The 15,635-nt window shown below is 36.9% G+C and carries 16 protein-coding genes; 7 read left to right on the top strand and 9 right to left on the bottom strand.

Annotated elements, in window-relative coordinates; all coding sequences use genetic code 11:
• Nucleotides 1-71: 71 nt before the first annotated feature.
• From EYS08_RS07925 to EYS08_RS07965, 9 genes are all read right to left on the bottom strand, one after another.
• Entirely contained in the window at nucleotides 72-689 is a 618-nt protein-coding gene (locus tag EYS08_RS07925; protein ID WP_208745815.1) for a hypothetical protein, read from the bottom strand.
• Nucleotides 690-734: 45 nt separating this feature from the next.
• Entirely contained in the window at nucleotides 735-1,247 is a 513-nt protein-coding gene (locus tag EYS08_RS07930; protein ID WP_131029507.1) for a DinB family protein, read from the bottom strand.
• Between the two features lie 19 nt (nucleotides 1,248-1,266).
• Entirely contained in the window at nucleotides 1,267-1,965 is a 699-nt protein-coding gene (locus tag EYS08_RS07935; RefSeq protein WP_131029508.1) for a DUF4476 domain-containing protein, read from the bottom strand.
• A gap of 76 nt (nucleotides 1,966-2,041) precedes the next feature.
• Entirely contained in the window at nucleotides 2,042-2,731 is a 690-nt protein-coding gene (locus EYS08_RS07940) for a YjjG family noncanonical pyrimidine nucleotidase (protein WP_131029509.1), read from the bottom strand.
• A 41-nt stretch (nucleotides 2,732-2,772) separates the two neighbouring features.
• Complete coding sequence (locus tag EYS08_RS07945; protein WP_131029510.1) at nucleotides 2,773-3,090, bottom strand: low molecular weight protein tyrosine phosphatase family protein; 318 nt, start codon at nucleotides 3,088-3,090, stop codon at nucleotides 2,773-2,775.
• Between the two features lie 60 nt (nucleotides 3,091-3,150).
• Complete coding sequence (gene upp, locus EYS08_RS07950; RefSeq protein ID WP_131029511.1) at nucleotides 3,151-3,795, bottom strand: uracil phosphoribosyltransferase; 645 nt, start codon at nucleotides 3,793-3,795, stop codon at nucleotides 3,151-3,153.
• An 89-nt stretch (nucleotides 3,796-3,884) separates the two neighbouring features.
• The gene (locus tag EYS08_RS07955) at nucleotides 3,885-5,153 is read right to left on the bottom strand and encodes a DUF7033 domain-containing protein (RefSeq protein ID WP_131029512.1); all 1,269 of its coding nucleotides are present in this window, start codon (nucleotides 5,151-5,153) and stop codon (nucleotides 3,885-3,887) included.
• Nucleotides 5,154-5,288: 135 nt separating this feature from the next.
• Nucleotides 5,289-5,795, bottom strand: a complete 507-nt coding sequence (locus tag EYS08_RS07960; RefSeq protein ID WP_131029513.1) for a DUF6702 family protein — start codon at nucleotides 5,793-5,795, stop codon at nucleotides 5,289-5,291.
• A 49-nt stretch (nucleotides 5,796-5,844) separates the two neighbouring features.
• Nucleotides 5,845-6,510, bottom strand: coding sequence for a class I SAM-dependent methyltransferase (locus tag EYS08_RS07965; RefSeq protein ID WP_131029514.1), 666 nt, complete (start codon nucleotides 6,508-6,510; stop codon nucleotides 5,845-5,847).
• A 256-nt stretch (nucleotides 6,511-6,766) separates the two neighbouring features.
• Here EYS08_RS07965 and EYS08_RS07970 point away from each other — a divergent pair, with 256 nt between their 5' ends.
• From EYS08_RS07970 to EYS08_RS08000, 7 genes are all read left to right on the top strand, one after another.
• A complete protein-coding gene (locus EYS08_RS07970) occupies nucleotides 6,767-7,351 on the top strand; it encodes a HupE/UreJ family protein (protein WP_131029515.1) in 585 nt (194 codons plus the stop codon).
• An 11-nt stretch (nucleotides 7,352-7,362) separates the two neighbouring features.
• A complete protein-coding gene (locus EYS08_RS07975; protein WP_131029516.1) occupies nucleotides 7,363-9,732 on the top strand; it encodes a M1 family metallopeptidase in 2,370 nt (789 codons plus the stop codon).
• Between the two features lie 337 nt (nucleotides 9,733-10,069).
• Complete coding sequence (gene uvrB / locus EYS08_RS07980) at nucleotides 10,070-12,112, top strand: excinuclease ABC subunit UvrB (RefSeq protein WP_131029517.1); 2,043 nt, start codon at nucleotides 10,070-10,072, stop codon at nucleotides 12,110-12,112.
• Nucleotides 12,113-13,150: 1,038 nt separating this feature from the next.
• A complete protein-coding gene (locus EYS08_RS07985) occupies nucleotides 13,151-14,443 on the top strand; it encodes a DUF3472 domain-containing protein (protein ID WP_131029518.1) in 1,293 nt (430 codons plus the stop codon).
• A 56-nt stretch (nucleotides 14,444-14,499) separates the two neighbouring features.
• Complete coding sequence (locus tag EYS08_RS07990; protein ID WP_131029519.1) at nucleotides 14,500-14,697, top strand: YwbE family protein; 198 nt, start codon at nucleotides 14,500-14,502, stop codon at nucleotides 14,695-14,697.
• Nucleotides 14,698-14,825: 128 nt separating this feature from the next.
• A complete protein-coding gene (locus EYS08_RS07995) occupies nucleotides 14,826-15,080 on the top strand; it encodes a DUF4834 family protein (RefSeq protein WP_131029520.1) in 255 nt (84 codons plus the stop codon).
• A gap of 101 nt (nucleotides 15,081-15,181) precedes the next feature.
• Entirely contained in the window at nucleotides 15,182-15,631 is a 450-nt protein-coding gene (locus EYS08_RS08000) for a nuclear transport factor 2 family protein (RefSeq protein ID WP_131029521.1), read from the top strand.
• The last annotated feature ends 4 nt before the right edge of the window (nucleotides 15,632-15,635 follow it).

The raw sequence follows: 15,635 nt of genomic DNA on the forward strand, positions 1-15,635 counted from the left end.
AAGATGTAAAAAAATGTGCGTTAAGTTAGGTGCTGAAAATTCAAAATATTAAGTACACAATATATGTACTATTATTTTCCTTCACTTTTGGTTTCCAGCGCCTTTGCTTCTGTTGTTTTGGTTTCAGGTGTTGGCGCAGGAACAGTATTTACCACTGGGGCAGGTTTGCTGTTTAAAGGTGCACCAACAGCAATATCACAGCGATGGTTGGGCTGGCCATGGGGTGGGTTCAAGCCCTTTCCTGTTTTTATAGCTACAGTTTGTTTTACTGCAGCAGGCTGTGTGGTAACTACTTGTGTTGGTTTGCTATCCAGCGGCGCACCAATGGCAATATCACATCTGTGCCCAGGTTCTCCGTGTTTAGGATTTAGTTTTTTACCTGAAGTATTTACAATAGGGGTGGCCGGAGCAGGTATTGCTTGTTGAGTAACCTTCGGCTGTGGCTGAACTGTGGCTGTTTGATTTAACGGTGCACCAACAGCCAATGCACAGGTATGTCCGGCCTCACCATGTGGCGGATTGAAAATAAGGTTAGTTTTGGCACTTTGCGCTGGGGGCTGCACAATATTGCTTTTTTGAAGTCCCTGTATTCCCGTAGGTGTTGGAATAACAGCTTGAGCAGTTTCTTTCTTTTCACTATTACAGGCGCAAAGTAGAGTTAAGGCGAACAGATAAAAAACATGTTTCATAGCGCTTAATTTAATTTATCCAAATATGGCGAAATTAATTTACGCCTAAAAACTCTTTTCTATTCTTTCTAACTGCTTGAGATGATGTTTTAAATGAATTTCGATAAATCTTAGCCATTGTTTGGCATTTAAGTAGCCTAGTCGTGGGTGTTTTGTTTTACAATTGGCTTTTGCGTTAGCAATTATGGGATAGTTATCATCAAGACCTTTTTCAAACTCTAAAATAAAATCGAGGGCTTCTGTTTTGCTGATTTTTTTAACACGCTCGGCCAGTCTTTTCGGAACTTTATACTTTTTTGCCGGCGGTAAAGTGCCTAAAACCAAAATCAGTTTTACAATAAAATGTGTGGGTTTGTTTTCGCCTTTACCACTTGCTGCGCGTTCGAGCGCAATTAACGAGAGCAGGCTTGAATCGAAAATATGCGAATATACTTCGCTGTAACTCCATCCGGCAATGGGTGGCGTGGTTTGAAAAATATCCTCAGAATAGTGAGATAATTTCGATTTATAGGCATCGACAATTTTATGTACCGATGCCTTTATTTTTGCAGTCGTCATTTAATAAAGATAAGCTGAATTACTGTTTCTCCAAGTATTTTAAAAAATCATCTTTATAGTTGAAAAATTCGAATATTTCGGCGATTGTAAAATAATTTTGTGGATCTACAACCGTTTGATAAAGGCTTTTGGCAGTTTTTGAACGTTCAGTATCGAAAGTAAATGCTTTGAGTATGAGTTTGCACTGACTACTGGAAAATGAAGCTTTCTTATTTACCGCGTTGATGAGTCTCACCCTTTCACTATCAAAACTTGATTTTTTATAGCTGGTATAAAATTCTTGAAAAGCCTCAGGCGATAATAGCCTATAGTTTAGGTCAGCTAGTGTTGGTTGAATAGGGGCCGTATTGAGATTTTCCGTATAATCATAAAAATCATCCAGCGCGTATTGATTGTTGCGAAACAGGCTTAGTTGTTTAATTACATTCAGCCTGCCGTTATCGAAACCTAAAATGAGACGCTCCTGTGCATTTACATTAATCCGCTCTTTTAGGATTAATCTATCGCCCTGGATTATAGACAGCTCGGGTTTAGAATTATATACATCGTAAAAACGAAATCTGCCCGTAGCTGATCCTATGACTTCATCGTCTAAGTATACTGTATACTTGCCCGGTTTAGTAATTTGCAGAAATACTTCGGCTGCACTACGGTTGTTTTGAGCGAAACTTAGTGTAGCAAAAAGCATTGCCAATCCTAAAAAGATGGTTTTCTTCATTTAATTAAGGTTTCATTTGTGTGTGTTTAAGCTAATGCCAAACGAATGCCAAAACCAAACAAAAAAGGAGGTAAAACTAAAATAGTTTTAATAATTCTTCGAGATGCGCAATTTCTTTCTGCACATCACCAGGTTTTTCTTTCTGTAAAGGATTGAAAAATATAGCCTCCATACCAAAATTTAAAGCACCATAAATATCCGCTTCAAGACTATCGCCAATCATAATGCTTTCTGCCTTTAAGGCTCTGGCCTTATCTAAGGCATATTCGAAAATAATAGGATTGGGTTTGTTTACGCCCACATCTTCTGAGATAATTACGTTTTCGAAATAAGGGTTAAGATTAGAGAGGTTCATTTTGGTTAAGGTTGTTTCCTTAAAGCCATTAGAAATAATATGCAGGGTATATTTTTGCTGTAGGTAGCCCAAAACATTTTCTGCCCCATCGAACAAATTGGTTTTGGTGGGTGAGATATTTACATAATCGTCCTCAAATTGATGAGGTACCGAATCAGGGTGAATACCTAATTGAATGAATGTTTTGTTAAACCTTTCCGATCTTAAAAAATCTTTGGTAATTTTTCCCAAGTGGTAATCGGCCCACAGCTGATGGTTGTTTTCGGTATATGTTGTAATAAAGTCGGCACACGATTTTAAGCCAAGCTCCTCTAATTTATAGATTTGGTATAGCTCGTTTAATGTTTCTTCGGCATTACGGTCAAAATCCCAAATGGTGTGGTCAAGGTCGAAGAAAATGTGCTTTTTCATGAGTGATGATTTTTTACAAAGGTAGCCTAATGATTTTTGATTTATAAATAATCGGCAACTTTTGCATTTAACTCTTCAATAAGTTCTTCATCCATATACTGATAATCATCCGGGATATGAAGCGTAATAATTTCCTTATCGTAGGTTTCTTCAGGAAAACGTTCAATGATCCTTTGCTTATGCTTTTTCTCCATCACAAAGATAAGATCGGTCCAGATGATTAGTTTTTCATTGATTTTAATCCTCGCCGATGGTGCTGTTCCCGCTGACCTTACCTGATGATCGGGATGATTTTGATATATGGTTTCGGCAGTGGCACTACGCCATTTATTTCTGCTGCATATAAAGAGGATGTTCACTCAATTGTTCTTATAAGAATGTTGACTTTGGACTAAAGACTCTAGACTAAGGACTAAATGTTAAACCTTCTCTCCGTAGGCCAGATCGCCTGCATCGCCAAGTCCCGGAACGATATAAGATTTACTAGTCATTTCGTCGTCGATTGCTCCAAGCCAAAGTTTTGCTTTTGGCAGATTCGCGCGTACATGCGCAACACCTTCTGTACTGGCTATTGCGGCAACGATATGAAGTTCTGCAATTTTGTAGCGGTTAATCAGTTCTTTACAGCACATCACCATGCTTTGTCCAGTTGCTAACATCGGATCGGCCATAATCAAAACTTTTCCTTCTAAATCCGGGGTAGAAATGTAGTCCATCTGAATCACAAAATCGCCGCTCTTCTTTACTTTTCGGTAAGCAGAAATAAAACAGCATTCGGCTTTGTCGAAGATGTTAAGCAAACCTTGCTGAAGTGGTAATCCGGCTCGGAGTATAGTAGCTAAAACGGGCTGCTGAGTTAAAACCTCACAGGCCGATACACCCAAAGGGGTTACGATTTCTTGAATGGTATATTCCAATGATTTGCTGATTTCGTAGGCAAAAAACTCACCAAGCCTTTCCATGTTTTTGCGGAAACGCATCGAATCTTTCTGGATGTTCTCATCCCGAAGTTCGGCAATAAAGGTATTGGCGATAGATTTTGTCTTGCTTACATCAAAAATCATAATAATGTTCTGGTATCTTACAGGTTTATTCCAGTGGGACGTTTAATTACTAAAATTAGCAATTTTAAGCCGGATAAATTAAATTAAAATCAATTTCCCGCGTAATCGAGCATTTCTTTAAACAGCGACTTTAGTTTTTTGTATTTTGCATTCGAAGATAGACTTTTTAGGTCCCAACTGCTATAAAAGGTACCGTTTACCACCTTCACTGCACCGATATACTGGTGTATTGTTTTAGTGGCTACCTCATGTGTTAAAAACTGAAGAATGTAATCGGTGAGGCAGTAAGAATTAACGATTAAAGGGGTTACTTTTTCAAGCTGAAGATCGTACCAGTTAAATGGCGTACAGGTTCCGGCCCTAAAGCCCGGTACATTACTATAACCCATAGAATAATCGGAAGTAATACCTGAATTGAGAATATTTAAATAACAAATGGGGAATTTTAATACTTCTAACTGCTGACTACTTACAAGTGTAGGGTTTGGGTGGATTTTTTTGAGCTTAACCAGGCCTTCTTTAATCTCGAGCATTTTTTGCTTATCGCTGGCACAAGGTCTTAATAGTCCAATTGATTGATTGCTAAGTATTTTTGAAATGCCATTTATCCTAATGTAATTTATCGGCACGTCAGGAAAATCGACAAAATAAAGAGGATTACTTTTTTTTGAAGAAAATAGCTGGTTTACCTCATCTAAAACCTGCTCATTATTAATCCCTACCCCTGTTAACCTGTCAAATTTCGAGCTCAGGTAATTGTTATCTTTTTTAAAGATGGCACTGAAAATAAATTTGGTCCTATTTAATAATCCCTCGGGTAGGTTGGGCAAAATATTGAAGTGAACGGTTGGCTGGTGCTGGAAATTCTTTTCGTGAAACTTAAAATGTGGATGCTTTTTTTTGATTAAACTTTTAATGATCAATGCCCATTCATCAATAATCGGTCTATCTAAAATCTTCCATTTATGTTGATGGCTTTTTGATGGCTTAAATTCCTCTTCATTTTTTATGGGATAAAAATATTCCTCATAACGGCTTAATATAAAAAATGAGGCAGCAAAAACATCAAATGGCAAGGCTGATTGTGCAACAGGAAAGGGAGTCTGATATTCACCAAAAGGAATAGTTTTTGGTTTAATTTCTTCTAATTTGTTGGAGAAGAGTAAAGCGGTACGCTTAAAAAAAAGCTCATCACCTAACGGCTCTTCGCCATAACTGATTTTGATGTGCTCACTTTGTAGAAAATATTGGCTATTGCCCGTAAATTCCAGTTCTGCTTTAAGAATATCTTTAAAAATAAAGTTAAAGATATATTTTATCCGAGGCGTTAATATGTTGGAGAAGATGATTAGATGCATAACTTATTTTAACAACACGGTATTTAAAAAAAGATTACAAGAAATATTTCTCAGCAGATATTAACTTAAATAATATTGCCATCCAAAATTAACGGTAATTTAACATTGAGCTGTAATTTAATACAAAAAATACAATTAAAAGTTTGCTGTGAACTTTTTTTCAGGGTAAAGGATTTTTGTGCTTTTACGGACAGTACCTTTTACAATATGTACAATGCTCATCTGATCGTCAAACATATCATATAAAATAGTGTTGCTCACCTCAACAGATTTTATAGACGAAATTTTCTCCACTTCAAGATAAATATTAGTGGCCTCATGATCAATCTCAAATCCAATGTAGTTCATGGCAACAGCTTTGCTATTGGCTTTTAGCTGTAAATGAGAAAGTAGATATTTTTTTATCAATTCATCCATCGCGCTCTTCATATTCGGATTGCTTAGATCCGTTTTCTGTTTATATACTTTGGCTAAAATTGCTTCGAAGTCGTCAGAAAAGATTTTACAGCTTACTTCTAGGGTTTTATCCTTGGCATTAAAGTTTACTTCAGTCGTGCTTACATGCAAAGGGTGTTTTATTTCTGCTCCAACAGAAAAAAAAGCAGCACACAAAAGCAAAAAGCTATATTTTAATTTACGCATCAACATATTAAATCCTTCCTTAAAAGGGTAAAGTTAACACATAATTAGTCTACTTGTTAAATGTAATTAAGGTGTTATGCCCACATTGTTCTAAATGTAAGTGCCTGAAATTTAACAGGGCAAATATTTTACTTAGTTTCTTATGGGATGGATGAACGTGTGTAAGCTTAATATTGAAATTTTCATTGAGCCAAAAACTCATTTTAATGGCCAATTTTCTAAAACCCGATTCTTTTGCAAGTTCTTCCTGAAGATATTTCTCATTATTAACCACAATAAAACCGTACCCGTTTTTTTTGATTAAGTTGTAGATGCATTTTGCAAACCGGTAATCGTTAATACAGTAATACCAACATATGCGGTTAAAAATAATATCGAACTTGCCATGGGCTTCCTCTAAGTAGCCCAATGAAAAATTTACTGTTATGTTTTGATCCTTAGCTTTAGCTTTTGCTATTGTTAAATAATTCTGGCTGATGTCGTGCCAGGTAACTTTTGCGCCCCTTTTGGCAAATTCTAGACTATATTGCCCAGGACCGCCGCCCAGATCAAGTAAAGTTTTGTTTTCGAAACTGCCTAAGTGGCTTTTTATGATATCTATAGTTTTACTGTCTATTTTTTTGTATTCGTTTGCAGCATATTGTTCTGCAAAAGCTTTTGGAACAGGATCGAAACCTTTTTCTGGTTTTTGTAATAAATATTTGAGCCAAAGCATAGTGTTGAATAGAAGACCAGTAGTTGTAAGTGCCAAGTTACTGTATTGGCTATGTATATGAAACAACAATTTTGTTTACAACTGTAAACCCAGTTGTTTGGGGTAAAACTTCGCCAAAAAGCACTTTCTAACTTAGAGAATAGTAACAAATTTGGTATTTAAGCTTTTGTTTACAAGATATTTGGGGTTTTTATAATTAAAAATATAATTTTAGCTATTGTAAACTATTTCCTTATCAATAGTTAGCTTATTATTCATGCCGTTACAAGATTTTATCTTTTATTTTAAATTGGGTTGGGCGCATATCATAAGTGCCGATGCTTTAGATCACCAGCTGTTTGTTTTGGCACTGGTTGCTATTTACAGTTATGTCAATTTAAAACAGGTGCTCATATTGGTTACGGCTTTTACTATCGGCCATTCATTTACCTTACTTTTAAGTGTATTGGATATGATCAGGTTTGATAGTAAATGGGTAGAATTTTTAATTCCCTGTACCATTGTAATTACTGCAATCAGCAATTTGTTTAGAAAGAATTTCTCCTTAAAATCAATTAAGATCAATTATTTTTTGGCACTTGGTTTTGGTCTTATTCATGGAATGGGCTTTGCAAACTCCATCCGGATAATGCTGGCCAAAGATCAGAATATTGGCTGGGGCCTATTTGGTTTTAATGTAGGCTTAGAAGCTGGACAGGTTTTTATGGTGATCATCATTCTTTTAATTACCTTTTTAATTTTTAATTATACCCGCATCAAACGCATGCGCTGGGTTTTATTTATATCAGCAGCCGTATTTAGCCTGGCTTTAAAAATGGCTTTAGAACGAATTCCTTTTTAATAAACCACATCATGAATAAACTATTTACTTTAACCGGCCTGCTGTTCTTTTCTGGCAGTTTAGCTATGGCCCAAAATACGCAGAATAACCCAGGGAGTAACCATGGGAATAAGTTTGAGCAGTTGGGCACCATTTTACCAACCCCTAATGAACAACGTACAGCCAGCGGGGCACCGGGTGTTAAATATTGGCAGCAACGTGCCGATTATAACATCAAATGCGAGCTGGATGAAAAAAATCTGTTGTTAACCGGGTCTGAAACGATTACCTACACCAACAATTCTCCTGATCCTTTAACTTATATCTGGTTGCAGCTTGATGAAAATGAGCATAGCACGGATAGAAATGCCAATTACCAGGATGCGACTAAAATGCCTGCTATCGGAACTACTAAAAATTTAGATCAGTTAAGTGTAGCAGGAAACAATGGTTATGGCATAAACATTACCAAGTTAACTGATGCAGCCGGTAAAAACTTACCATATACGGTTAACAAAACCATGATGAGGGTAGATTTACCTGTAGCGCTGAGAAGTGGACAAAAATTTATCTTTAATATTGATTGGAACTATAAAATTTCTGACCGGATGAGTGTTGGTGGCCGTGGAGGTTACGAGTTTTTCCCAACCGATGGAAATTACCTGTTTACCATGACCCAGTGGTACCCACGCCTGTGTGTGTATAGCGATTTTCAGGGATGGCAGAACCATCAGTTTACCGGTAGAGGTGAGTTTGCCTTAACCTTTGGCGATTTTAAAGTTCAAATGACTGTTCCGGCTGATCACCTGGTGGGTTCAACAGGAGAGTGTATCAATTATAGCGCCGTTTTAAATCCAACACAGTTAAGTAGGTATAATGCTGCTAAAACTGCTGCTGCACCTGTAGAAATCCAAACCTTGGCTGAAGCGAAACTGGCAGAAACCAAAAAATCGACAGCAAAAAAAACCTGGGTTTTTAATGCGAATAATGTCCGCGATTTTGCCTGGACATCCTCACGCAAGTTTATCTGGGATGCCATGCCTCAAAAAATTCAGGCCAATAACAATACCGTAATGTGTATGAGTTTTTATGGAAAAGAAGCATACAACCTTTACAGTAAGTTTTCTACCCGTGCGGTGGCACATACCATTAAAACCTATTCAGATTTCACCATCCCATATCCTTACCCTGTTGCACAAAGTATCGAAGCTGCAAATGGAATGGAATACCCAATGATCTGTTTTAACTATGGCCGTACAGATACTGACGGAACATATAGCGAAAGCACTAAAAATGGGATGTTAGGTGTAATTATTCACGAGGTTGGACATAACTTCTTCCCGATGATTGTAAACAGTGATGAACGCCAATGGACCTGGATGGATGAAGGGTTAAATTCTTTTGTTGAGTATTTAACTGAAGAACTTTGGGATAACAAATTTCCAAGTAAAAAAGGACCGGCATATACCATTGTTGATTACATGAAACTGCCAAAAGATGAGCTGGAACCAATTATGACCAACTCTGAAAATATTGCCCGTTTCGGTCCAAATGCGTATTCGAAACCTGCTACCGGTTTAAATATTCTTCGCGAAACCATTATGGGAAGAGAACTTTTCGATTATGCATTTAAAGAATATTCGAGAAGATGGGCTTTTAAACATCCTGAACCTGCTGATCTTTTCCGTACTATGGAAGATGCCAGTGGCGAAGATTTAGATTGGTTTTGGAGAGGTTGGTTTTACGGAACCGATCCATGTGATATATCTTTAGATAGCGTGAAATTTGCGAAAGCCGATTTCCCTAAAGATTTACCGGAAGCCAAATCGAAAATGGTTAAAATTGATAAACCCGCTGTTAATGCCTTTGAAGATATTTCAAAAATCAGGAACCGTGAGGATAAGAAAATTAATTTTTATGTAGATAAAACGCCTGCAGCACAAGATTTTTATTATAAATATGATAGGGGCATGGTTACTGTTGATACTACTATTGCCACTAAAACAGAAGCCGTTGCTGCGCTCGAGGCAGTTCCTTCAGCAGAGCAGGACAAATACGGTAACAAATTTCTTTATGAACTGAGCTTTAGCAATAAAGGGGGCTTAGTGATGCCAATAATTGTTGAGTTTACCTATAAAGATGGAACAAAGGAAATAGACCGCATTCCTGCTCAGATTTGGAGACATAATGAATTGAAAACAGCTAAGTTTTATGTTAAAAATAAAGAAGTAGCCTCTATTTTAGTAGATCCGTTACGCGAAACTGCAGATATCGACACCTCAAATAACACCTGGGGCGGTAAAGCAAAAGAAAGTAAGTTTAAGGTATATAAAAACAAAGTCGGTGGAGCAGTAAGAGGTCAATCAGTTGGTAAAAACCCAATGCAGGCCGCTGGTAAATAACCGCATTATTATTCTGAGCGATCGTCATTTCGACCGTAGCGGAGAAATCTTTAAGCTAGTGGCATTACGATTCCTGCTTTTGGGAGGATGACCCCAAATCCTTATTGAATTTTTCAATGGGGATTTTTTATTGAATGTGGTAATGCTAAGAATCAACCTAGTAAATCAAAAGTTAAACTTTTGATTTACTAGGTTCGTATGCCTTTAATCTGTCCAATGGGGTATTTGAGCATTGAAGGCTATAAAATTCTGAAGGGAATAAAATTCTTTTACCCCAACTTTCCTGACTTTCTACTGTTTTAGACTTTGCAGCCTAAATCGTACATTTGATTTACCCATGAAATTTAAAATCACCTCAGAATACCAACCTACCGGAGATCAGCCGAACGCGATAAAGCAATTGGTAGATGGCGTAAATGCCAATGAACATTATCAAACTTTACTAGGCGTTACGGGATCGGGAAAAACATTTACGATAGCTAATGTGATCGAGCAGACACAAAAACCTACCCTAATTTTGAGTCACAATAAAACTTTGGCGGCGCAGCTTTACGGCGAGTTCAAAAATTTCTTTCCTGAAAACTCGGTGAATTATTTTGTCTCTTATTACGATTACTATCAGCCAGAAGCTTTTATCGCGTCAAGCAATACTTATATCGAAAAAGACCTGAGCATAAACGAAGAGATTGAAAAACTCCGGTTACGCACTACCTCTTCGTTAATGAGCGGTAGGCGCGATATTATCGTGGTATCATCCATCTCCTGTATTTATGGTATGGGTAATCCAGAAGATTTTTCCCGGATGGTTTTCCGTTTTGGCGTCGGCTTAAGGATTTCGAGGAATGCATTTTTGCATAGCTTGGTTGAGATTCTATATTCCAGAACTACAACAGACTTTAAACGCGGAACCTTTAGGGTTAAAGGTGATACGGTAGACATTTTTCCGGCCTATCTTGATCATGCTTACCGCATCTCTTTTTTCGGTGATGATATTGAAGAACTTTCTGCAATTGATCCGGTTTCCGGAAAAACCATAGAGAAATTAGAAGATATGGCCATCTACCCGGCAAACCTTTTCGTTACCCCGAAAGATAGATTCAATTCTTCGATTTGGGGAATACAGGAAGAACTGGAAATACGTAAGAACCAGTTAATTGCAGATCGGCATTTGTTGGAAGCAAAACGTTTGGAAGAACGTACCAATTTTGATATCGAAATGATGAAAGAATTGGGTTACTGTTCGGGTATCGAAAACTACTCACGTTTCTTCGATGGAAGACAACCCGGCATGCGCCCTTTCTGTTTGTTAGATTATTTTCCTGAAGACTATTTAATGGTGATAGATGAAAGTCATGTTACCGTTCCACAGATCAGGGCCATGTATGGTGGAGACAGGTCGAGGAAATTATCTTTGGTTGAATATGGTTTCCGTTTGCCGGCTGCATTGGATAACAGACCTTTAAACTTTAATGAATTTGAAGCCCTTGCCCCGCAAACTATTTATGTAAGTGCAACTCCGGCTGAATATGAATTGGAAAAATCTGAAGGTGTGGTAGTAGAGCAGGTAATCAGGCCTACAGGTTTGTTAGATCCTGTTATTGAAATTAGACCTGCCATTAACCAGGTTGACGATCTTCTAGATGAAATAGATATTACCATAAAAGAAGGTGGGCGTATTTTGGTTACCACATTAACCAAACGTATGGCTGAAGAATTAACTAAATATCTTGATCGCTTAAATATTAAGACCAGGTACATCCATTCTGAAATTAAAACCCTCGAACGTGTAGAAATTCTTCGTGGTTTACGTTTAGGAGAATTTGATGTGTTGGTTGGAATTAACCTTTTGCGTGAAGGTTTGGATTTGCCTGAGGTTACTTTGGTTGCTATTTTAGATGCGGATAAAGAAGGTTTCTTACGGTCTGAAAAATCACTGATCCAAACCATAGGTCGTGCAGCCCGTAACGATAAAGGCCGTGTAATTATGTATGCTGATAGCATTACCGATAGTATGGAGAAAACCATATCAGAAACGAACAGACGTAGGGATATACAGATTGCCTATAATCTTGAAAATGACATTACCCCAAAAACCGTTGGAAAATCTAGAGAAGCAATTTTAGAGCAGACCTCGGTACTCGATTTCTCACAAAAAGCCAGCGATAACAAAGCAAGAGCCTATGTCGAAAATGCAGAAATCAGTATTGCGGCAGACCCGATTGTACAGTATATGGGTAAAGCAGAGCTGCAAAGAGCCATTGATACTACACGTAAGGATATGCAGAAAGCGGCAAAAGATATGGACTTTTTGCAGGCGGCAAAACTGCGTGATGAAATGTTTGCCTTAGAGAAAATGTTTAACGAAAAGTTTTTAAAATAACTTAATCGTTCTCATTTTAAAGGATTTATCGGCTTTTACGATATAGGTTTCTGTTAGACTATCATGCCAGCCTCTGTGGAGAAAAATAAAAGAAAATGCTTCAAAAGGTATTAGTCAGGCAAATGTTCATCCTATTCTTTGTCGGACTGAGGGTTGTCGCGCTGTTTCGTTAACAATTATATTGTTAAATATTATTTTACCCATAGAGGTATTAAAAATACCCTCGCTTATTAAGTAATAAAAAGTTAAACTGAAATATACAGGCAAATAAATCTCGTCTTGATAATTGAAAAAATAACCTATTGTAGACAGAAAATGATTCTCACTTCTAACTAAAACAAAAATAATTCTGTCAATAGAATCAATATTATAGTAAAGAAAACAAAAAACAAAAATTACATCTATAATTCGATGTAGTAGGCGTTGCACCTTGTTTATTTCTGTAAATTCAAACTCATTATTCTGCTTTGTTACTTTTGGTTTAAGCTGTTTTTGTAGGTAAAAAAGTACGTAAGAATCCAGTGCAACTGTTAGGATCCACATCAAAAAATATTTTGTCTCCGTTTTGAGGATTAAATCGTGATTATCTGATATAGCATTCAAAATTCTGAACAGAAAAAAAAGTATCTGTGAAAAAATGGAATACAAAAGGACAATTCTCAATAAAGCAGATTTTTTATATTTCGAAAAAACATAGATCAATATTCCCAATAAATTAATCAAAAGAATTATTGGATGGATGTAATTTGTAATATAAAACGAGGAACCTTTTTTGGTAATCTGTAACAGATGGGAGAAGAAATTGATAGAACTTATAATACTATATAAAAAGACGGCAATTAATAATGCTCAAATAATTAGATTTTTTTTCATTTGAATAATTTGAGGCGAACCCTAAGGTATTTATTTTGGAAAAAATTTTACCTCGAAATAAGTGTTTAAACGAAAAATTCGGTAAGTAACGATTTGGTTTTATAGCATGATTTTTAGATAATTTAGCCTACAATTGCTTTAAACAAGTTATCTAAAAATCATTCAATGAAATCTTTTAAACTAGTAACACTGATCGTACTCGGTGTAATGGGGCTAAAAAGTCATGCCCAAAATGCTACAGCAATTTCCCTTCCACTTGGAGGGAATGCCTACAGTTCTTTACATCAGGATTCAGAAAGAACATTATCCAACAGGGGAATCGTAAACTGGTCTAACCCAAAAGAATATTTTACAGCTTATTTTCGGGTTTCTAAACCTGGTACCATAACGGTATCATTAAGCGATAAACCTATGGTAGATGGGCAATCTGTTCTGGAATTCGCCATCAACAATCAATCTAAAAAGGTAAGTTTCGATGAAACCAAGACATTTGACGGTAAGATTGGTGAGTGGACCATTAAAGATACTGGCTACGTTGCCTTAACCATTAAAGGGATAAGGAAAAGTGGAGCGAAATTTCCTTCAATACAAACCTTGACCATCGGTGGTACAGCCACTGAAGGCAAAACGGCTTATGTTAAAAACAATGAAGGTAACTTTTTTCATTGGGGCAGACGTGGGCCATCGGTTCACCTCAACTATCAACAACCGGAAAATGTAAATGCAGCGTGGTATTATAATGAGGTAACCGTACCAAAAGGTGAGGATATTTTGGGCTCTTATTTTATGGCGAACGGATTTGGTGAAGGCTATTTCGGTATGCAGGTAAATAGTCCGACAGAACGGCATATCTTATTTTCGGTATGGAGCCCTTTCAATACCGATGATCCGAAAAGTATCCCGGAATCGCACAAGATAAAAATGCTAAAGAAAGGAGAAGGCGTACATACAGGAGAATTTGGCAATGAAGGTGCTGGAGGTCAGAGCTACCTAAACTACATGTGGAAAGCAGGAAATACCTACAAATTCTTGTTGCATGGCGTGCCTGGAAAAGATAGCCTAACCACCTATACGGCATATTTCTTTGCACCCGAAACCAATAAATGGCAGTTGATAGCCAGTTTTACCAGGCCACAGACTAGAACGTATTTAAAGCGCTTCCATTCCTTTTTAGAAAACTTTTCACCTGTACAAGGAGACCTATCGCGAAAAGTTTTGTTTGATAACCAATGGATCTGCGATGATAAAGGAACATGGACTGAATTAAAATCTGCGCGCTTTACGACTGACAATACCGGGGCAAAAGGATATCGGATGGATTATCAGGGAGGAGTAGATAAGGGTGCCTTTTATTTAAAGAACGGAGGCTTTTTTAACGATTACACCATACCAAGAAAAATCTTTACCAGAAGCACTACAGGTAAAAAACCTGAAATAGATTTCAGTAAATTACCGTAACACTCAAAATAATTACGGATTTTTGAAGCTTTAATTATTATCACACTGCAATACAAATGGACGGGCAAAACAGAAAAGACATTTATCCAGGGTTAGAAGTCGGAATTATTTTAAAGAAAGATCAGCGGTCAGGAAATATCACTTATGGTGTGGTGAAAGATCTGCTTACTTCATCGGCATTTCATTCAAGAGGGATAAAAGTGAGGCTCGAAGATGGTCAGGTGGGCCGCGTAACTGAAATTATTGAAGATTAATGCGGATATTAAAAACCTTTATGGGCTTATTTACGTATTATATTTGTAATCAAAATGCAATTAAAGGCTCAATAAGTAACAAAATAAATTTTATGACGTCTATATTTGTAACAACAGTAATTTAAAGAATGGGATTAGGTTTATTAAAATTCATTTTTATCACAATATTGGTACTTTGGCTGATCAGAATGTTGATTAGGTTAGTTCTGCCAATGTTGTTTAATAACCTGGCTAGCAAAATGCAAAATCAGGCTACAGGACAGCAACAACAGAGGCGATCGAAACCTGAAGGTTCTATTTCGATAGATTATATGCCTCCAAAACCTGATCAAAGTAAAACAGATAAACTCGGCGACTTCGTAGACTACGAAGAAGTGAAATAAAACTAAACCCTGAACTTGTTTCAGGGTTTTTTGTTTAAAGTATATAGTTTAAGTTTATACTTTTAAACCTCAACCCAAAAACCAAAACTATACCTGCAACTATGAAATATTTTATTGTTTTTATCTCCTTGTGGATGATAAGTGCAAAATGCTTTAGCCAAACAAAAAAGGATAGCTTAGAAATCAAACGTGCAGTCCTTGATTATATAGAATCACAGCATACCCCAAACCCTAAACAAATGGAGCAGGCTTTGCACCCAAGGCTGGTTAAACGCACATTTTGGACAGATAAGGAAACAAACAAGGATTATGTTCGTGAAACCTCTGCAGAATCGATGGTTATGCTAGCCGAAAGTTATAACCGCAAAAAAGATAAATTTCCTGCTGTTCCTAAAAAGGAAGTTAAAATGCTTGATATTTCAGAGAAAACGGCCTCAGTTAAACTCATTGCAGATGAATGGATCGATTACATGCACCTTGTTAAATTAAATGGCGCCTGGAAGATTATTAATGTGCTTTGGCAATTTAATGATAGTACGAGGCACAAATAGCGCA

The organism is Pedobacter kyonggii (assembly GCF_004310665.1).
GTDB lineage: Bacteria > Bacteroidota > Bacteroidia > Sphingobacteriales > Sphingobacteriaceae > Pedobacter > Pedobacter kyonggii.